Source organism: Thalassotalea ganghwensis, from assembly GCF_053485795.1.
Genome location: NZ_JBQRUM010000003.1, coordinates 192666 through 212947 on the forward strand (window position 1 = coordinate 192666; position 20282 = coordinate 212947).

14 protein-coding genes are annotated in these 20282 nt (G+C 37.6%); 3 read left to right on the plus strand and 11 right to left on the minus strand.

Translation table 11 applies throughout. From position 1 onward, the window contains the following. On the minus strand, positions 1-939 hold the full coding sequence (locus tag ACSLUH_RS04415; protein WP_448565004.1) for a DUF3369 domain-containing protein: 939 nt from the start codon (positions 937-939) through the stop codon (positions 1-3). A 770-nt stretch (positions 940-1709) separates the two neighbouring features. Further along, on the minus strand, positions 1710-4118 hold the full coding sequence (locus tag ACSLUH_RS04420; RefSeq protein WP_448565006.1) for a response regulator: 2409 nt from the start codon (positions 4116-4118) through the stop codon (positions 1710-1712). Positions 4119-4351: 233 nt separating this feature from the next. Here ACSLUH_RS04420 and ACSLUH_RS04425 point away from each other — a divergent pair, with 233 nt between their 5' ends. The 3 genes from ACSLUH_RS04425 (at position 4352) to glnD (ending at position 8376) form a co-directional block, all read left to right on the plus strand. Then, the gene (locus ACSLUH_RS04425) at positions 4352-4744 is read left to right on the plus strand and encodes a CBS domain-containing protein (RefSeq protein ID WP_448565008.1); all 393 of its coding nucleotides are present in this window, start codon (positions 4352-4354) and stop codon (positions 4742-4744) included. A 244-nt stretch (positions 4745-4988) separates the two neighbouring features. Then, the gene (locus tag ACSLUH_RS04430; RefSeq protein WP_448565010.1) at positions 4989-5819 is read left to right on the plus strand and encodes a hypothetical protein; all 831 of its coding nucleotides are present in this window, start codon (positions 4989-4991) and stop codon (positions 5817-5819) included. Further along, a complete protein-coding gene (gene glnD, locus ACSLUH_RS04435; protein WP_448565012.1) occupies positions 5809-8376 on the plus strand; it encodes a [protein-PII] uridylyltransferase in 2568 nt (855 codons plus the stop codon). The genes ACSLUH_RS04430 and glnD overlap by 11 nt, the downstream gene beginning before the upstream one ends. A gap of 58 nt (positions 8377-8434) precedes the next feature. Here the strand turns inward: glnD and ACSLUH_RS04440 are convergent, their stop codons facing one another. From ACSLUH_RS04440 to ACSLUH_RS04480, 9 genes are all read right to left on the minus strand, one after another. Then, positions 8435-8770, minus strand: coding sequence for a zinc ribbon domain-containing protein YjdM (locus ACSLUH_RS04440; RefSeq protein ID WP_448565015.1), 336 nt, complete (start codon positions 8768-8770; stop codon positions 8435-8437). Between the two features lie 52 nt (positions 8771-8822). Continuing rightward, positions 8823-10364: a methyl-accepting chemotaxis protein gene (locus tag ACSLUH_RS04445; protein ID WP_448565017.1), complete on the minus strand. Its 1542-nt coding sequence runs from the start codon at positions 10362-10364 to the stop codon at positions 8823-8825. A gap of 458 nt (positions 10365-10822) precedes the next feature. Then, positions 10823-12184, minus strand: a complete 1362-nt coding sequence (locus tag ACSLUH_RS04450; RefSeq protein WP_448565019.1) for a sigma-54-dependent transcriptional regulator — start codon at positions 12182-12184, stop codon at positions 10823-10825. 13 nt (positions 12185-12197) lie between these two features. Continuing rightward, positions 12198-13379 (minus strand): sensor histidine kinase, encoded by a 1182-nt coding sequence (locus ACSLUH_RS04455; RefSeq protein WP_448565021.1) that lies wholly within the window; start codon positions 13377-13379, stop codon positions 12198-12200. Then, the gene (locus ACSLUH_RS04460) at positions 13369-14139 is read right to left on the minus strand and encodes a hypothetical protein (RefSeq protein WP_448565023.1); all 771 of its coding nucleotides are present in this window, start codon (positions 14137-14139) and stop codon (positions 13369-13371) included. The genes ACSLUH_RS04455 and ACSLUH_RS04460 overlap by 11 nt, the downstream gene beginning before the upstream one ends. Continuing rightward, positions 14126-15484 carry a BamA/TamA family outer membrane protein gene (locus ACSLUH_RS04465; RefSeq protein ID WP_448565025.1) on the minus strand — a complete coding sequence of 453 codons (1359 nt, stop codon included), beginning with the start codon at positions 15482-15484 and terminating at the stop codon, positions 14126-14128. Before ACSLUH_RS04465 ends, ACSLUH_RS04460 begins: the two co-directional genes overlap by 14 nt. 149 nt (positions 15485-15633) lie before the next feature. Then, complete coding sequence (locus ACSLUH_RS04470) at positions 15634-16080, minus strand: hypothetical protein (RefSeq protein WP_448565027.1); 447 nt, start codon at positions 16078-16080, stop codon at positions 15634-15636. Between the two features lie 350 nt (positions 16081-16430). After that, a complete protein-coding gene (locus tag ACSLUH_RS04475; protein ID WP_448565029.1) occupies positions 16431-18011 on the minus strand; it encodes a choice-of-anchor X domain-containing protein in 1581 nt (526 codons plus the stop codon). A 35-nt stretch (positions 18012-18046) separates the two neighbouring features. Beyond that, entirely contained in the window at positions 18047-19723 is a 1677-nt protein-coding gene (locus ACSLUH_RS04480) for a hypothetical protein (protein ID WP_448565031.1), read from the minus strand. Positions 19724-20282 lie beyond the last annotated feature (559 nt).

Here is a 20282-nt window from a genome sequence, read left to right on the forward strand (position 1 = left end):
CTAATGCTCATCTTTACTAATGATTAAATTCTCAATCGTTAAAATAATATTGATAGAAAAAAGTTTAATAAGACGCAGAGACATTGGCGTAATATCACCAAGGCACTTGAGTACGAAAGCAGCCTCTGTACCTTTTTTAGAGCGATAATAATGGCAATAATAAGGTGGTTTGATCACATGGTCTTTCTGAGCAAAACACTGTTTAGCGATAGTGCTGACTTCTTGGTCTTTTGGCGTAGCTTGCTGGTCTTCTAGAAATACCGCCGAAGACTCCGCCACCGCTAAATTCCATTGATGCTTGTTTGTTTCAATAAGTGAAAAGGCTTCAGTCTCTTTGATCAGAAAATGGGTATTTTCGGCGTTGAGTACACTTTTCATCTGTACGAGAACCGCATTGGAAAGCTCGAGAATATTATCGATTTGCGTAACGCTGGCAATAGAATCGATTAACGCTTCTAAGCCACGTTGATAGTTTTGAATTCTTACTAAATCGCGGTATGAGCGTAATGCTATATAAATAGCGTGGTTTAAGGTACTGACGGTCAGTTTGGTTTTTGCTTTGTACCCGTCGATATCATAGTCTCGGATCACCTCTTCTTCCGGGGCACTGCCAGGCTGCCCTGTACGCAAAATTATCCGCGTATAATGATTTTGTAACGTTTCTCTGATGTATTTGACGACGTCTAAACCAGCGTGGTCTGATTCCATAACCACATCTAAAAAAACCAGTGCGATATCATTATGGCTCGCAAAGTACTGTTTAGTCTCTTGCCCACTGTATAAGTGAATGAATTCAAGTTTACGTTGCTCAAAGCTAAACGTTTTTAAGGTCATTTCAGTGACCTTATGCACCTGTTCATCGTCGTCAACGATCACAACTTTCCATGGGGGCAGATTCAGTTCTTCTGCTTCGCTCGTATCTTCCGCTAACCAGTCCACGCTTTTCCTATGTCCTATTATCTGGTGCTATCGAATCATAATTACCCAAGTTGAATTTCAAACCTACCTGTAGCGAACAATATATTAATCTGCTATTGAACATTCAATTGGCGCTAATTAATTTAAGTGTAATTGCACATTGCAAAGAGCGCGAATATCCAATGCAATTTTTTTAGAAACAAATATCGAATAGAGAAGGGAGGCTAGGGTCTGTTGACCTTTGTTTATTTTTTCTGCAATAGGGTATTCTTGATAAAAGCAAATCAGCGTGATCAAGGTTTGGTTATTCCAAATATGCAAACGCTAATGCCGCGAGTATTGAAAATAGCCATTGCTCCTTTTGTTAAGGTCTCGGGGCTGAGGCCAAAATAACGTTGCTCTGCGGTACAATCTCGTCGTTTAGCCCACGAAGCTTCATAGTTTTTGCCTTGATAACCGTCATTTAATTATTCAGAATATATTAAAAAAATAACAGACCCTAGCATTATTTGAACATAACTAGAGCGTGTTGATCTTTGATGTACATTTTTGCAGCAGTTCATTTGAAGTTTATACAAGACAGAGCCTATGTCATGTGGTTATTCCCCATAAATAGACAATAACGAAGTAGAAATTTCAAATGGGCGCTGTCCTTCGGATTCGTTTAAACGTGATTTACGCTTTGTTGTAACTCATTTGTATAGAATAACTATACGGTATTCGCTACGCCTCGATTAAATCACGTTTAATTCGAACAAAACTTGTACCGCAAAGATCAACACGCTCTAATGCTACGCAGATTGTGTTTTATTTTGGAAAAGCTCCTGCAAACGAGATAGTAGTACCTGACTGCTAAGCGGCTTTAAGATAATATTTTTTGTATACTTTTCGTCACTGACTGGGCGATTTGAGTGATCGGTATATCCGCTCATCAATTGAATTAAAACATTTGGGTGGCGTTTTTCAATTGTTTGCGCAAGTTGATAACCATCGACATCAGGCATAATGACATCAGAAATTACCAAGTCTATTGGATGATTTTCGAGAAGTTGTAATGCTTCTTCCGCACTTGCAGCGGATAAAACACGATAACTTTTTTCAGTTAATAGTTCACTGGTAACGCTAAGCAGCTCAGGCTCATCATCTACCACCAATATTGTTTCTCTTGGCTCACCTTTTTGCTTTATTTGGCATACGGTATGGTTTTCTTTTACAACTTCCTCGTGACAGCGAGGGAATAATAGCGAAAATTTGGCACCATGAGCGGGTCTTGAATAGACATGAATGGCACCGTTGCTGCGTTGCATAAAGTTATAGATAATAGAAAGCCCTAAACCAGCGCCATCTTTACCTTTGGTGGTAAAAAAGGGGTCAAAAATTTTATCTTGAATATCGAAAGGGATTCCGTGTCCGGTATCAGCAATATCGAGCTGTACATAATCGCCTTGATTTAATTCAAAGAGACTCGCTTGTTGAGCACTTAAGGTGATATTGTGAGTTGTAATGGTTATTTCACCATTTTTATCAATGGCATGCATAGCATTAATGATCAAGTTAATAATAACGTCTTCTAAATCACTGGCATCAACAGAAATATCCCAGAGATCGCTGTCTAGGTTACTTCGCAGCGAAATACGAGAGGTTAATGTTGACGTGATCAGATCGGCTCGTTTCTCGATAACCTCATTAATATTAACCTGTTCTACATTAGTGCTTTTTTCGCGACTTAAATTCAGTAATTTTTTGGTTAACTTTGCACCGCGCTTACTGGTGTCGTGAATATTATTGGCATATTTCAATAGTGCTGGCTGGTCTTTTAATTTAAGCTGCAATAATTCACTGTATCCGACAATTATGCCTAGCATATTATTGAAGTCATGAGCGATTCCTCCGGTGAGGTTACCAAGTGACTCTAGGCGCTGTGTTCTGCTAATGTGCTCTTGTTGCTTCACTTGTTCTGTAATGTCTGTCGATACATTACAAATATTGTAAACTTGGTTATATCTGTCTAAAACAGGGAATTTCACTGACAAATAGTGGTGCATACCATCTTTTAAAGGGAGCTTTTCTCTTGTTTTAATTCGCTCTCCTGTCTCAAATACTTTTTTATCGATTGCCGAGCGCTCCAATGCGAAGCTTTTGTCAAAAACGTCCTCGTCTGTTTTGCCTTTTATTTGCTCATTGCTAATGTGTAGGATCTGTTCAAATGCGTTATTGATAAATTTATATCTCCCGCTTTTTCCTTTGATGTAAATAAGGCTAGACGTGTTGTCCATAATCGCTTTAAAGTGCCACTTTTCTAAACGCTTATGCACTATTGACCGTGTTAACAATAATAGCGGGATAAACATTGCCAATAGGAATAGTAATAAACCAAGCCTAAATAAGTTTATAGAGAAACCAAAAACGTCGGATTGCGATTGCCTCGTGACATAATTTTGCCAACCAACTTTGGGGATGGCTTTGATTGTCCAATGACCATAAGGTAAATTGATGAGCTCAGTAATTGGTTGAGCATTATTTGAAATAGCTTGTCCGTATAATGATTTATTGCTAAGTACATTGACAATACTTAATTGGTAATCCGGTGATAGTTCACTTAACTTACTTTGTTTGAAAAAGCCTTCGCTGTCGATGACGGAGGATAATATGCCAATAAATGCACTTTTATTGTTGGTCGAGTTTTCATAGACGGGAAAACGGGCAATAAAGCCGGTGCCGCCCTGTACTAAGTCAATTAAATCTGTAAACACCAGTTTTTGGCGCTCTTTGGCAATTAATATGTCAGATAGCTGTGCTGGTAAATTCGCATAATTCAAACCGATTACATTCTCATTGCCTTTTATCGGGTTGACATATTTAACAACTAACGCAGGGGCGTAGGCGATATTGCGAATGCTATTATTTTGTTGCAGCAGTGGTGACGATAACGCTAGAAAACGTTGATAAGATAAATCAGGCTCAGTGCTAATTACCGCTACCAAACCATTAAGCAGCATTGAATGGCTTAATATTGTGCCTTCAATATGAGCGCGAAAAGTTGCTAATTCTTTGCGCAAATCTTCTTTTAATTCATTTTCGGTTTGTTGGTTGTGAAGGTAATCTGCAAAAACAGCAATAAATATTAGCAACAAGCTTACGATTAACAAAGGTAAATAGTTAATCAGTTTATAGCTAACTGCAGATGTGAATTTTGCCATGAGTTATTTCTTTAATCTAGCGCACGTTGGTATATTAAAATAGACCATAGAAAAATTAAGGATAATAACTACCATAGCTTATTAGTGGTGACTAAACAAACGAAATTCGCTGACAAATTCACCTATTCACCTGTCGGTCTGTTTTGCTAAAGGGGTAACTTTTTATTCGTTAACGGCAAAAAATACACTAGTATTATAGAGGTTTAGGTAATAACAATAAGAGGTTTCAGGGAATGAGAGAATTAATTGTAGATATCATGAATACAGAAGTATTCGTTGCTAATGTTGATGACTCGATAGCAGACATAGAAAAGGTGCTGTCTCAAAATTCGCTCTCTTTTATGCCGGTAATTGATAATGATGGGCACTGCTTTGGAGTGATAAGTGATTCTGATATTATTAAGTTTCATCGAGATAAACGCAATGCAAGCATCGAGAATGTCTGGCAAATTTGCTCCCATTCAGTTGTTCAGGTAGACGAAAATATTTCAGTAGAAAATGCTGTGGATTTGCTGCTAAAAGAGAGAATTCATCACTTGGTAATTGTTAAAGATGAACAAATTAAGGGAGTTGTGTCGTCGATTGATTTGGTGCGTTATTTAAGAAACAAGGTTGACGCTAAATGAATCACGTTATTCTTTTAAATAATTAATTTATTGCAGGCTTTTGATTGTCTTGTGTGTTGATATTTCTTCTATAAATAAAAGCTTTGATGTTTAGGTAAAATGTTAGCTAGTATCATTATTAGAGTTCTAATTAAATTATTTTGTTTTTAGTGAGAAATAACACATTTGTCTCAAGTTTTGCCTTAATTGATTATATTCCTTTAGATTGTTATTATTAGTGCTCTAATTTTTTAGTAGGTGAGTTATGGGTCAAGCTGATGTAACATTTGAACAGCTGGCTGACCGGTTTGAAATAAAATACACTATTGATAAGCAAGCGCGGATTATGCAGGTAAGTCATCTTGGTCGCGCTAATATTGTGCAATTCGCTGCGGCAGTAAAAGAATTTGCTAGCCATTACTCCTTGAATTTAATCTCAGTAAAAATAAAACAACAACAAGCTATATATCTATTTCAACAAGGTTTTCACCTAGAAGCCCCTATGATGGCTTTTGACGGTTGTCAAGACACGCTAGACGTTGTTTATCAATGTAGAGATAACCAAAACGTTTATCACACGCATCAACGCATTCCAGCACCGATAGTACAGTCGCTCTCCTTTAAGAATAATCAACGTATTCCTCGTTTAGAAGATAAGTTTGCTGGTTTTCCTGTCTTATCGTTAAAACATCAACACATATTTATCAGTCAAGACCATGACGAACTTGTTCAGCATAATAATAAACAAAGGTTTTATGCGCACCTTGATGGTGATGTCGTTGCAACAGCCGATGCGATAAGGTATTCACCAGATAATATCGTAGAGTATCTCGACTTTAATGTTCAGCGACACGAAAGTGCGAGCCAAGTACTTTACCTATTATTGTCTGATATGACCGAGTATTATCAAACCTTAGGGGTTATCACTGCCTATGCGCTGATACCAGTGAGCCATTTAGCCATTAACCGACTATTTTTAAGTAGGAAATTTGAATTTGGTGGTCAGTTGGCCAATCATATTAACGTAGAAGGTAAGGTGGAGTGCTTAAATACTTGGTTCAAAACTTTAACACTGGAAGGCAAAAGTGACAGATAAAAACAAGCAATGGTCTAGAGCTTCGCTGCAAACCGGTTTAGAACAGTTATCCTCAAGGCTTAATGAGTGCTTTTTAACCCATGCCATTCAAAAGTTGATGCAAGAACGTGCCAGATATTTTGATCAGCTACTCATTGAATTGTGGCGTCACTTTGAATTGGATCAATCAACTAATCTTTCATTAAATGCGGTTGGTGGCTACGGAAGAAAGGGGCTGCATCCTTATTCGGATATTGATTTAGCGATTATTTATCATGATGATCTTAGTGAGATACAAGAAAGCCAACTTTCGGACTTTCTCACTAAACTGTGGGATCTCGGTGTAGACATTGGGCAATCGGTTCGTACTGTTGAACAATCGATTAGCGCTGCACAGCAAGATATTACCATTGCCACTAACTTATTGGATTTACGTTATTTAATTGGCGAGCAAGAACACGCATTTACCATCCAAAAAGCCTTATATTCAAATCAGTTGTGGTCGAGTGCGTCTTTCTATCAAGCAAAAATTGCTGAACAAGATGAACGTCATCAAAAAGCCGCCAATACTTCATTATATTTAGAGCCTAATTTAAAAAATAACCCTGGAGGATTGAGAGATGCGCACACGATTATGTGGATAGCGCAAAAACACTTTTCAGTTGATAACAGTGAAGCACTTAAAACGACGGGTTTTTTGCAAGCAGACGAATTGGCAGAATTAAATGAATCCTATGATTTTATTTGTCGTGTTCGCTGGGCTTTGCATACCGTGACCAATAGTGCGCAAGAGGTGTTGCTGTTTCAGAATCAGGCAGATGTTGCAAAGTTTCTCCATTTTGGTAGTGGTAGCAATAGTCAAACTGCGATTGAACGAATGATGAAACAGCTGTATCGGGCAATGACCCGTGTTCGTGAGCTTAATCAAATGATCAGCGACTCTTTTAAGCTCGATACGCTTGAGGAGCGAGGCAGTGAGTTGGCTGTCGAGATAGATGAATACTTTGAAGTTAAGGATGGCTTAATCGAGGCTAAATTTGATACTGCGTTTATTGATAAGCGTCAGGTGATCCGATTATTTAAATTAATTGCTGACAACAAAAAAATTCAAGGCATTGCGCCAGAAACATTACGTTTATTGAGAAAAACTCGTCGTGGATTACTTGGCGAATTACAAGATTATCAAGGCTGCCGAGAAGAGTTTTTGGCGGTGCTTGGTCATCCTACCGGAGCGCAACGAGCGCTGGCGTTAATGCATCGCTACAGTATTCTCGCGTCTTATTTACCGCAATGGCGATTGATTGAAGGGCAAATGCAGTTTGATATGCATAACGCCTTTACGGTAGATGAACATGCTTTTAAGGCCTTGCAATTTATTGAATCGTTTAAACAAATTAAAGACAAATCGAGTTTGGCATACTCGGTATCGCAAAGTGTTAAAGATGAACTTGCATTAAAATTTGCCGCCTTGTTTCACCATTTGTCTGGCAATCAGGCAATCGATAAAAATGAATTAAGCGCCATGCAAGCAAAAGAGGTTGCCGAGCTACACCAACTCAAAGCATCTGCAGTAAAGCGTATCTATTGGCTCATCGCCAATCAAGACTTATTAATTTCCGCGATCCAAACTAAAAACATTAATGAACCTGAAGAAATAAGACGATTGGCACAGGCAATTGGCTCGCAAGAAAAGCTCAATGCACTTTATATTCTTACCATGGCCGACATGATGGCCACTAACGAAAACTACTTTAATGATTGGCACGAGTATCAATTAAACCAATTCTATTTATTAGTGAGAGATGCGTTAAATCAGGGGTTAGAAAATATTTTCGCGTCAAGGGAAGTCATTCGAGAAAACAAGCACGATGCAATGGAAAAGCTCGACGAGCTAGGTATAGGACCTGAGCAAGTTAAAGCGTGCTGGGCGTTATTACCGAATAACTTTTTTAGTCATAATACTCTGCAAGATATTATTAGTATCAGTGAATTTTTATTAACAAAAGATGAGCAGAGCAGTGCGTTTGCGGTTAATAATCACGAGCAAAACATCACCACTCTGGTGGTTTACACTGAAGATAGACCTAAACTTTTTTCTGATTTATTCAAAACCTTTTCCAGCTCTAAGTTGCGGGTCAAAGATGCACAAATACTGCGAACCAAGAATGATTATATTTTAGAGATATTTAAGTTATTAGATCATAATGACGATGCTTTTGATGACAAATATCGTTTGAAATCGGTGTTAAAACGAGTAGAGCAAACCGTTGCCAATCAGTTTACCCCATCATCGTTAGCGACACCTTTATCGGTGAAAAACTTTGACCACGCCCCTAATTTTGAGCTGTTACATACCACGAAGAAAAACCAAGCGTTGTTAAAAGTAAATACCTTGGACGACCCTAGGTATATAGAACAGATTTGTGATTTATTGGCAACTAACCAATTTTTTATCCATTCCGCTAAAATCAGTACCTTGGGCGAAACGACAGAAAATGTTTTTCTTGTCTCTAACAGTGAGCAGCAAGCGATTGAACAAGAGCAATTGCTTAATTTATTAGAGCAGGAAATCTCTTAACTCAACGAGCAAGCAGTGACGTATTAACCTCAGATTTATTAGGATAAGTCGCTGTTCTTTAGGCTTTCTTAACAAACTGCGCAGTTATCATCATGTCTCCGGCGCCATCAACCTTGCAATCAAGCTGATGATCTTTGCCGTCAACAATGCGTTTAATGGTGGCTTTGGTGCCAATTTTTAACACCAGAGAACTGGCTTTAACTTTCAGATCTTTTGCTAAGGTTACTTTGTCGCCTTCAAGCAATGGCGTGCCGTTTGCATCATTGACCGTTACTACGTCTTGCTCGTCTTGTTCGCTTGGATTCCACTCAAAACCACACTCCGGACAAACGAGGTGGAGCTGATCTTGATAAACATATTCAGATTGGCATTTTGGGCAATTAGGTAGTGTCATAGTAAATTGCAGTTAACAGTAAAAATGTGATTCTAACGATAAAATAATGACATTAAAACTGCGAAATTAAGCTGTTCTGATCTTTTAGCCTTGCTAACAGAAGTTCATTCATCTTAGCTGCCTGTTGTCCATGGGTTTCGCTTTCGTTAGACATTTCACTAATGGTCATTATGTTCTTATCGACTTGTTCGGTAACCACTGACTGTTGTTCGACAGCACTGGCGATCTGGATACTGATATCGGCAAGCTCACTAATTTCTCGGTGGATTTCAGTTAAGGTATTGCCGGATTTTTCTGCAAGGGTGACGCATGACTGAGATAACTCATTTGAACTATTCATCGCATTAACTGCTAATGCAGACTCTTCTCGTAAAGTCGTCAGTAATGCAACTATTTCTTCGGTCGACTGCTGAGAACGTATCGCTAACGCCCTTACTTCTTCAGCAACGACGGCAAACCCTCGGCCATGTTCACCCGCTCGGGCAGCTTCGATAGCGGCATTTAAAGCGAGTAAATTGGTTTGTTCGGCCATGGCGTTAATTTCATCCAGTACGTTTTCAATAGCTTGGCTGCCATTGACCAAGCGTTGAATTGCTTGATCAACATGGTTTAATTGAAGCGATAATTCTTTTATTGAAGCGATGGTTTGCTGGACGACAGATTGACCATCCTGGCTGATGTCTAATCCTTGTTGACTGGCAAAAGAAGCATGATTAACCACTTGTGAGATTTCTTGAATTGTCGCTGACATTTGATTGATTGCCGTTGCGATTTCCACGGTTTGTTGGCGCTGTAACCCGAGAGTGTCGGCGACTTGATAGCCACGTTGTTTAGATTGATTAGCAGCATCAACTATCGATTGAGAGTCGTCGCTCACCCGGCCGGTAATTGCTCTAAGTTCAGCTTGCTTCATTTGTAAAGCAAGATAGATAGCTCCCACATCATCGTTATTTTGCGAATAGAGGTAACTCATTAATGGGTTATGGAAAGATTGCTTGGCAAGTTCGACAACTTTTCGATAAGAGCGGCGCCAATGAATAAAAATGACACCAGCAGCAATAGCGATAACCGCTGTTAAGATATTTAGCCAGTTATGGTGACTTGTTAGGAAGCTACTAACTGTCGCACAAGTTGCAATAATGAATACCATTACTAGTAGCCATAATGTCATATCAGTTTGAAACTTTAATAAAACAGGAGTCTGGCCGTTATTGAGTTTTTGATAGAGTTTATTGGCACGATAAACTAGTTCTCTATCAGGAGAGGTGCGAACTGATTGATATTCATAAATTCCTCCTTGAGCGTCTTTAATTGGGGTTACGAAAGCATTTACCCAGTAATAGTCGCCGTTTTTGCAGCGATTTTTCACTGGCCCCATCCATGGCCGACCACTTTCTAAGTGTTGCCACATGTTTTTAAAAGCTGATTTAGGCATGTCAGGGTGGCGGACTAGGTTATGATAATTACCAATCAGTTCATCACTACTATAACCTGAAATACGACAGAAATTATTGTTCGCGTATTTAATACGGCTGTCTATATCTGTTGTTGATAATAGAATATTTTTTGAAGAAAATTTTCGTTCTTGTGCCACAACTAATCCTCACAACTGATACCACATAAGTTAATAGCTTCGGTAGGATATCATTATCCTTACATTAATTGTGGTTAAAGTTTTGTTAGAGCTAGGCTAATTAAACAAAGCTTATTTTAGATCAAAAAAATCGAGATGGCATACGCAACCTTAACCCACGACTTCGTCAAATATGGTTGAGAGAAAATACTAAAAATGTGGTTTAAACGCTGTCCTATGGATTCGTTTAAATGAGCTTTGTCTTTTGCCTATAGGACGTAGGTACTTAGCGTGAGCAGGACGCGGAAGCTGTACAAGGATTTTACTTAGAATAACTTTGCTACATTCGTTGCGCCGTGATCAAAACACATTTAACTCGAACAAAAATTAAACATGAAAGAACAACACGCTCTAGTGCAGGAAGACATTGATGATGTTAGCCAACAGTGTTTGTGCAAAAATTTCTCGGATAAATTAGGTTATTCAAACCTTTGAGCGCGCTTAATATCATGGAAAGCTAATTTTTTATGTAAGTAAGACCTATCTATGGCAAGTTCATTTGCTGCTTTGGTAATGTTTCCTTCATATTTTTGCAACTTCTGAATTAAGAAATCGCGTTCTTTAATGTGAAGGTATTCTTTTAAGGTTAACTGATCTTCTTCGTTATTTGTACTTGCTCTGCAGGAAGCTATATCACTTGGAATATCTGCTTTTATCAATTTTACACCTCCCATAATGATCATTCTCTCAATCACATTGATAAGTTCTCTTACATTGCCTGGCCAACGATAGCGCGTCAAAATCTCATAACAACTAGGGTCAATTGACTTCCTATTAAGGCCATGCTTTGTGCTTAAAGATGCAATGAAGTGATTCACTAGCAATGGGATGTCGCTGCTTCGCTCTCTCAAAGAGGGTGACTTTAAAGGGATCACATTTAAGCGATAAAATAAATCTTCTCTAAAATCTCCTTGAGATACCAGTTCTCTTAGGTTTTTATGGCTGGCGGCAATGATTCGAACATCAACTTTTGTAATAACATCTGAACCTACTTTTTGTATTTCTTTATTCTCTAGTACCCTTAGTAAGCTAGCTTGAGCAGCAAGAGGAAGATCAGCTATTTCATCTAAAAATAAGGTGCCGTTATTTGCTGTTTCAAAAAAACCTTTTTTATGCTTATCTGCGCCTGTAAAAGCGCCTTTTACGTGACCAAATAGTGCGCTTTCAATAAGCTTCTCTGGAATAGCAGAGCAGTTTACGGTAACAATGCTTTGTTTAGCTCTGTCACTTTTTTCATGTATCGCTTGAGCTATAAGTTCTTTACCTGTGCCGCTTTCACCAGATATCAAAACGTTAATATTATTTTTTGCTATTTTATCAATATCGGCACGAAGGGCCTTCATCGCCCGATGTTCACCTATTAAGGTATGAGCAGATTGCTTGAGTTCGATAGCCTTAACTTTTCTCTCTAAGCCATAAAACTTCAAACAATTATTTACTGTGACTATAAGTTTATCCGCATTAAAAGGTTTTTCTAAAAAATCATAGGCACCAAGTTTTAATGACTGTATTGCTTCATTAAGCGACGCATTACCAGAGATAAATATAACGGGGATATCAAATTTTTCTACTTGCATTTGTTCAAACAACTCTACGCCGCTATATTTCCCAAGTCTAATATCGATTAGGGCAAGATCGTAAAGCGTGGTTCGTAAGCTTTTCAATGCATTATTCGGGCAAGTAAAACTTTGTATTTCGTAACCTTCAGGTGTAAGACAAGAGTCAATACTCCTACAAATATTGACTTCATCATCGATTACTATTACTCGTTTTAAGCTCATGGTGCCTCACCCATCATTTTTTAGAATATACTGTACTGTGTTTTGATAACGGTAAAGTAATTTTAAATGCAGCCCCTTTCTTTAATGGTAAACAGTAAATTTCACCATTATGATCAAGAATAATTTTTCTAACAATAGCCAAACCGATCCCCATGTTTTCTGAATGCGTGTTAGTAGAACAGTTACTACTGTAATGCATTTTAAAGATACGCTCTTTGTCTTCGTCTTTGATTATCATGCCATCATTAAATATTGTGATGGCAACTTTTGATGCTCTTCCTGAATTGAATTCAAGTTCACTTGTTATCACAATATTTAGTTTTTCAATTTTGGGGTTTGCTTGTACAGCATTATTGATAATGTTAATGAAACATTGGTTAAAAAGAATGGTATCCAAATTGACCATTAATTTAGCATCGAGTTCATGCTTTTTATTGTTTGGAATTGAAAAATTAACGGTTTGCCAAGCAGAGCTGTACTGTTTGACAAACTCTGTAAGGTAATGACGAATATTACAATTAATCATTACGGGTTCAGGTAGCTTAGAAAAATGATTGAAGTGGCTTACCATTGCTTTAAGTTTTGCTATTTCTTCTGATACAACAGTTTCGGTAACACGTAAGTTTTCTTGAAATGTTTTCTCATCAGTTTTCGTATAAATTCGTGAAAGGTTACTGACCATCATTTCTATTGGAGTCAGTGGGTTATTTATTTCGTGAGCCAATTTACCGGTTACAATTTGCCATTCATCAAAGTAACTTAGTTCTTGTAGTCTTTTTGCTTTGTTAATATCACTTTCCATTAGGCGGCGATAGGATCTTGCAACTTTACGACTGAGTAACAGTGCAGCAGATAAAGAGCAGAGTAATACAATAATAAATAATATTAAGTAATAGGTTAAATAAGTATCTCTTAATACCTTTTTGACTAAATGAGGTTGTTGATAAATGACTAGTTCGTCCGTTGTGTCGTTAAAGCGAGACCTATAGATGTGTTCTTTTTCAGGAGCTAGCTTTCTTAAGGTTTTTAAATCTTGTTGGTAATCTAACAATATCTGCTTTGTTTTTGGCTTAACGACAAGAGAGATGGCGTTGTCGATGATTTCATCAATAAGCAAATAAGAAGCAAGAAATGGCAAAATAGCTAGTGTCAGAATCGCACTGATGAGATAAACACTAACCTGTTTATTTTTCATCGTTCAGCGCCCCTAAATTAACTGATAGTGTCGCAACCTCACTACTCCATAAATAAGCTACATCGTCAGGGCCAGAGTATTGTTGTAGTATTTTATCAAATAATTTCTCAAATCTCGGACGAGCTGGTGCTTGACTGGGAAAACTCATCGTTTCCACACTTTGCTCTTCATTTAAATTAGCATTCGAAGGTGATTCATTTATTTGCGTATTGCTGTTTTTATCGGAGTCAACCGAATGGCCACGACTTGTTGCAATCCAGTTTTTGATTCTTTTAATGCGTTTTGCTTTGACAGGATTCACCAATACTTTTGCTTGGAAAAGATAGACGTCATTTTTTGTTATTTTTGCTAGAACTTCACTACAATTGACGCTAATTGTATTTAGAAAAACAAGTATTTCTGAAGAGCTTCCCAATAGTTTAGTTGTCCGCAAACCATTATTTTTCTTAATAGTAACTACATAATTTTCATCCCATAAATCATAAGTGATTTGAAACGAAAGGTCGCAATTATGAATATTCTTTTTATTTTGATTAACAGCAATAGACACTGAAATATTATTTTGTAAGCCACTGTTTAATTCTTTTTCCAACATTGATTGTGGGTAATTAATATCAGTGATAATTGCAGTTAACTGCCCTGAATCAATTTTGACATTTAGATGAATAGCATTAGCGGTAAATACAAAAAATAAGTTGAAACAAAAAGCAAAATATATGCGGGCATTATTCGAATATCCAAACACCTTACTTGGTCTCATTCAAACTAACCTCTAAGGTAAATCGATAGACCATATTTTCAGTTTGATAAATATACCCTGCATTAAGCTCAGTAATATGGTTATTTTTATCAAGGGTACTACTATATTGTGTTTTTCGGTTAAAGGCTTCAATACCAATGTACCACCCAGCATATTCACCTTGCATTTGATTTAGCGGACGTAAATTTGAATATTTAACCGTTAAAGCTAGATCAATATTTTTAACAAAATAATCATCAGTTAACTGCTTATAATAGGAACCTTTACTGCCTAACGAAATGGCACTCTGGTTAGTTAGATTAAAGTGTTTGATATAATAAATCGCATAACGGTTAGCATTATCGAAGATACTTTTACTCAATAAAAATTTGCTACCCTTTGTCGGTAGCAAGAAATCGTTTTCACTATTAAAACCATAGTTTAAACGATATGACTGGTTAATTTTTTCAGTCAAATTCCCGCTCATATTTACCGAAAAAAATGAATGCCGAGCAAAACGTCGTCCAAAAGAGAACCATGTTCTAGCATCATTTTCTGAAGTTGCAGGCTCAATATACTCGCCATTTATATCGGCTGAGTATGATGTATTTGTCAACCTAGTTAGGTCGAGGTATGCGTGAAAGTAAAAATAAGGTGAGTTAAAAAAGTGCGGGTCATAATACTGAATATTTACATATTGTGTCCGGCGTATATCACGACTTGACCAATTGTCGATGTGCTTTGGCTCCGCAGGGGCATAAATAAAATTTTCAGATTGGTTATCTGTTTTAGTTTGTACTATTTCAAATGTTAATTCCTTCCCTGAGCCGAGAAAGTTAAAGTTTTTAATATTGGCATAAAGTTGGTTGTTTACATCGGTTATGTTGTTAACGGTGCGCTCACAGAGGTCTTTCCTTCCTTGATTGTATTTGGGTGCATATTCTTTATCACAATTGTAAAATGTATCATTGGTTTTTCTATACTGGTGTTGGTAAACCATTTCATATTGAAGGTTACTGGCTTCTTTAATATCAAAAACAACCACAACATGGCCGCGCTGGTGACCTTTTTTTAAATAGACATCAATATGTTTAAATTGTATGAGCGTGCCAAGCCTTAACTTGGCATCGATTATTTCATCAGGATCGAGTACATCGCCGATTTTTTGATAATACTTTTTACTAATAAAACTGCATTGCGTTGTTTCATTACCAATACAGGTAATGTCATCAATGATAAGAGTTGGTGATGCGACATCATGATCCTTATGATCAATTTCGTCTTCCTTAGCCGCCGCCGATAGAGTTGAAAGTGCGACTGCAAAGCATAGAACAAGGACTATTTTTGTAATAAAATACTGATTCAAAAATTGTTCCAACTAAAAGGTAAAATGTTAATACCAAGAGCATATAAACGGCTGACTTGGTAATACTTGTGTGAACGTAAAGAGGTGTTACTTTCTAACATGATTTATGGACCAATGCTTTTTCGATAAAACATTATACTTAAAAAGCATTAGGTGTTTATAAAATATATGCTTTTGGCGGTTATTCTTTGTGAAACGCTTTTATGTAAAAGGCAATGCGACATATCCATAGCCAAATAACTCGCCGTTTGGTTTCCTTTAAATGTTAAACTATCAGGAGGTACAATGAGCTTATTACTTAATTGTGCTATGCCATAGCTAAACTCACTATCAACAGGCCTTGAAACTTCATAACTGCCCATATAACCATGTAAACCATAAACATTTTTAGTTGCTTTCGATAAGTTGATAACAAACATGCTAAGACATAAAACGATTACATAAGAATAGAATCCTCTCATGTTCATTTTAAATGACATTTGTTTCATCGTGATATTGATTAACGTGACAAATGCGCTAGCTGTTTGATTTAATTGGTAACTTTTATCGTTGTCAAGCTCTGGGTCTAAAGCATTCGTTTGTTTTTTATTATTCATCGTTTCTTATCCTTGCATAATTGACAGTATTTTTAAAAGCGTAAAGGCTAGAGGTCGTTAGGGTCTGTAGAACTTTGTTTACTTTTTCTGCAATAGGCAATTTTTGATAATAGCAAAGCAGCGTGAGCGACGTTTGGTTATTCCAAATGAGCAAATGCTAATGCCGCTAGTATTAAAAATAGCCATTGCCCGCAGGGCTGAAGCTAAAATGACGCTACTCTTCGTTAAAAACTTATCGATTAGTTCACTAAACTTCAAAGCGTTTCCCTTGATTATCGTCACTTTATTACTCAGCAGAAATTTTAAACAAAGATCAACAGACCCTAGTGTTTATATACAATAATGTGTTGTTAATTGAGAGGTTTCATTTTGTTAATATCGGTGATAATTGTTGATAGTCCTTTAGTTATATAAGACCAACGTGCATCTTTTATCCAATCACCTCTAGCGCTGCCATCATTGGTAACGTAATCTCGAAAGCTATTGGAAAACCACACTATTTCGGCCTGTGTATGAGGGCGATCACTGACGTTAAGCACACCTAATCTGATGTTTTTTGGATCAAATGGATATTCAGTGCCCCAAACTCCATACTGAGCGAGAAAGTCATCAACAGTAAAGCGAATTACTCTCTCAGCATCGACTTTTGTGTTCGAGCATCGCAATGCATCTCTATCACTTCGACAGTTTTCTAAGATAGGGTTAACTAACTTGTAGTATGATTCAGTTACTTCGTGAGCTTGTTTGAGTCCCATCATATATAATAAGATATCAGACCAAATAAAGCGTTCGTCATTTTGAGGTGTTAGATGAAAACTGCCATCTGCTTTTTGTGTTAAGTACACTTCTACTTCATCACCATTTTCTAGCTGCAATTTAACGGGATATGGCCACCCCCTTGCAGGATCCCAAAACGGGCCTTGCAGATCTCCTGTTAATGTTGTGTCACTGTCTAAGTGCATTCCATCGCCAACGTTCCATTGTCCATTCCCAGGTTCTGGAAAATTGATGGTTTCTATTCCTAACAATCCATGACCTAACTCATGAGAAAGACCAATAAACTCAGGTGAGTCCATGCTGATCACCCCTAAGTATTCCTGATGCTCTTTGCCATCACTAATGGTAAAGCCGTGTGAGTTCGGCTCATATGGAGGTTCAAATCCTGTACCCGTGATATTATCATGCACCCGGGTATATCCTTGTCCACCAACCTCTTCTCGAATCGTCATTACGAAAAAGTCAAACACGTCACCTGCAAGAGACCATGCTTCTTCACAAGCGATACATCGAGCTGGATTGTGAAGTGACCAGGTTCCTTGGAAGCGCATATCATAATCTTCTCTTAGAGCGATAAACATGCCGCTATCATTAACCCGCAGACGCTCTGAAACTGTCGTTACAGGAGCTGAGCCACGATATTTGGTGTTGATAAACCTTATGTTGTTCTCATGTATATAGGTTTCATTTTGAATGTCTTTGTTTAAATACAAACAATCGCGAGTAAAAACACCGTCATTTGCCGTTACATCTCCATGGGTACCATCATCAAATAATTTGTTTGATGAACTGTCGATTTTACTAGCAAATGTGCCATTAGCTAAGGGGGCATAGATGATAGTGTTATTTGAACTGCTACCACGCATCATAACGGTAAAGGTTTGATCTTCAAAAAGAATCGAAGGCTCTTTTAATTCTTGATTCTTTTCTCTTAAGTGAAGTCTCGCTCTATCGAGCACAGGTGAAACGTTTTCACCTGACCGACAATCATCAATCGATGACGGCTCCCATGAAGGAAAAGGACCATCTGCAGGAATGGGCAAAATCACAACGTCTGGTGGTGTCTTTACTGTTCTTTTTGCCTTTTCGTCATTACAAGCCAGTAACAATAGACTCGATGTTAAAAGTAACCCCAAATTAAGAAAATTTTTCATAGAAAGTCCTTATTACAATATTCAATCAATTAACTTTAATCGGCACATACGCCTTCAGGCGCGAGCTCTTGCTTAACGACTATAGGCACATAGCCCACTTCTAATCCTTTAGGCGGTGTAACGATTAACCGTTCATCAAAACTTGCTAATGTGCCACTGCTAACTGGGGGCAAATATTCTTTGTCAATGGTCCAGTTAGCATGCATTTTTTCAATTAATGCTTGAAAATTATTTCTCTCATCAATTGACCAGTTGTATTGTTGAAAAACTGGTTGGTCGATAAAGCGATACCACACATAAGTCACTTGAGTGCAGTCACCTAAAATGACAGTGTGATGTTCGCCTATTGGTCCAGGAGATTGCCACGCTCCTATTAAAGGTAATGCTGAATAAGGAGGTTTATCTGTCGATGCATAGGGAAATACTTGCTCAATTAGCTTTGTTTCTAGTGGCACTTCTTTTTCACTAATGGCGGATACATTATTATTTCCTTCTTTAAAATACCGTGGAAATTTGCCAACCTTTTCGCCTACGTTATTTGAAAATTGCAGACCAAATGATCCATCACTAAAAATTTTTAGTTCGAAATCTGTGTTAAAGCCAGTTAATGGTTTCTCATTTTGTTCGTATTGTTCAAAGTCAACGTTTAGCAAAGCTTTATAAGCATTCTCAGTATTAATTTGCCCACTTGGAGTATCACTACCATCACGCCATTGCATCACACTCTCAAAAAGTGCTTGTTTAGAATAAAAATATAGGTCTTTAAGTAAGGCAATCCTTCCATTGTCATCTAAAGGGAACTGTAATTGTGGAATTTTCGCATATCGAGTGCCTAAGGAGTCTGTTGATTGAAACTGCGGCACAGTATTTATTTCCATGGCTATAGCAATGTTGTTTTTTAAGCTTTTTGAGTCTAAACCTCTGCCACGATCGAAAGGATAGTCAATTGCAATTTCACTCCACATTTCAGGAACAAAGAACGCAAGTGGACCTTTAAAGTTTGTAGAATTAAGAAATAACGTCCAATGATGATCACCTGTTTGCTGTTCATCGTTGGGTTTATCTCTCAACGGTAATGCAAAGTAGCCATAACCAATTAACTCTCCATTTGGTGTCCCACTAAAAGGTAAACCATCAGGTGGCATTAACATACGGTTACTAAGCTGAGCTAAACCTAATTTATTATCGGCCAAAGGTTTTGAGTACCAAAAAAATGGCCAGCCAGGAGTTGCTACTTCAGTGGTATAACAATCAGGAGTAGAATTCATACTATATTTTGGTGACGTAGTTTTAAAACGGCTTAACAGCCAATATCCCGAGCTACCCTCAATGGTTTGAAAAACACCATCCCATGTAGGCCCCCAGCCGGGCCACTTATCTCGACCAAAAGTACCTTTTGGGCATAGAGGTGTTTGTTCGTTATCATCATTATTCGGTGACAACCAAGTGCCAGGAAGACCAATTTGAAAATTATCGATAGGTCTTTCAATTAAAGACCAGACAGGGCTGTAATGGCTAGTGCCAAATAAATAGTTATCAGGAATTTCTTTTGCGAAGGCCGGGATATATCCACCTAAACCATTGTTAGTTTTATAATTCACTTGGATATTGTTAAGTGGGGGGGCAGGGGCATCTTTGGTCTTGTTAGAATCATTGTTTCCTAAACACCCAACTAGCAAGGTAACCACAACAAAGCTTATTATTATTTTCATGCTTAAATCTTATCCATTGTTAATTACTTAGAGCTCATTGCAAATGACAAGCCAATATAGTTAAGAAATTAAGGCTCTGTTTTTATTGGTTTTTATTTTTTCGTTTGGTGGGGAGAACTGTTTTTTTATTCACAGTTGTGGGGAAAAGTACACAGTTTCCATAAAAATGGCCCCGGGTTCATACATTTTTATCGACTTGTCTTCGCAATAGAATATCCACAGGGAATGAATAGTTTGATCTTAGGGGTAAGGATTCAGTTTAACTCCTTATAAAGTTGTAGCAGTAACTACTTCAAGTATGTCCCGAGAATCAGCCTGAAACATAGGGATAAAAAACTCAAAGAAAAGTAGGGAGATAGTAGACTTAAACCCACGCCATAATCAGAAATAGCGGAATCACTAATGATTTCGTGTGTCGTGGAAGTTAGGATTAGAAAACTCAAAGAAAAGTGGGGAGATAGTAGACTTAAACCCACGCCATGATCAGAAATAGCGGAATCACAAATGATTTCGTGTGTCGTGGAAAATAGGATTAAAAAACTCAAAGAAAAGTGGAGTG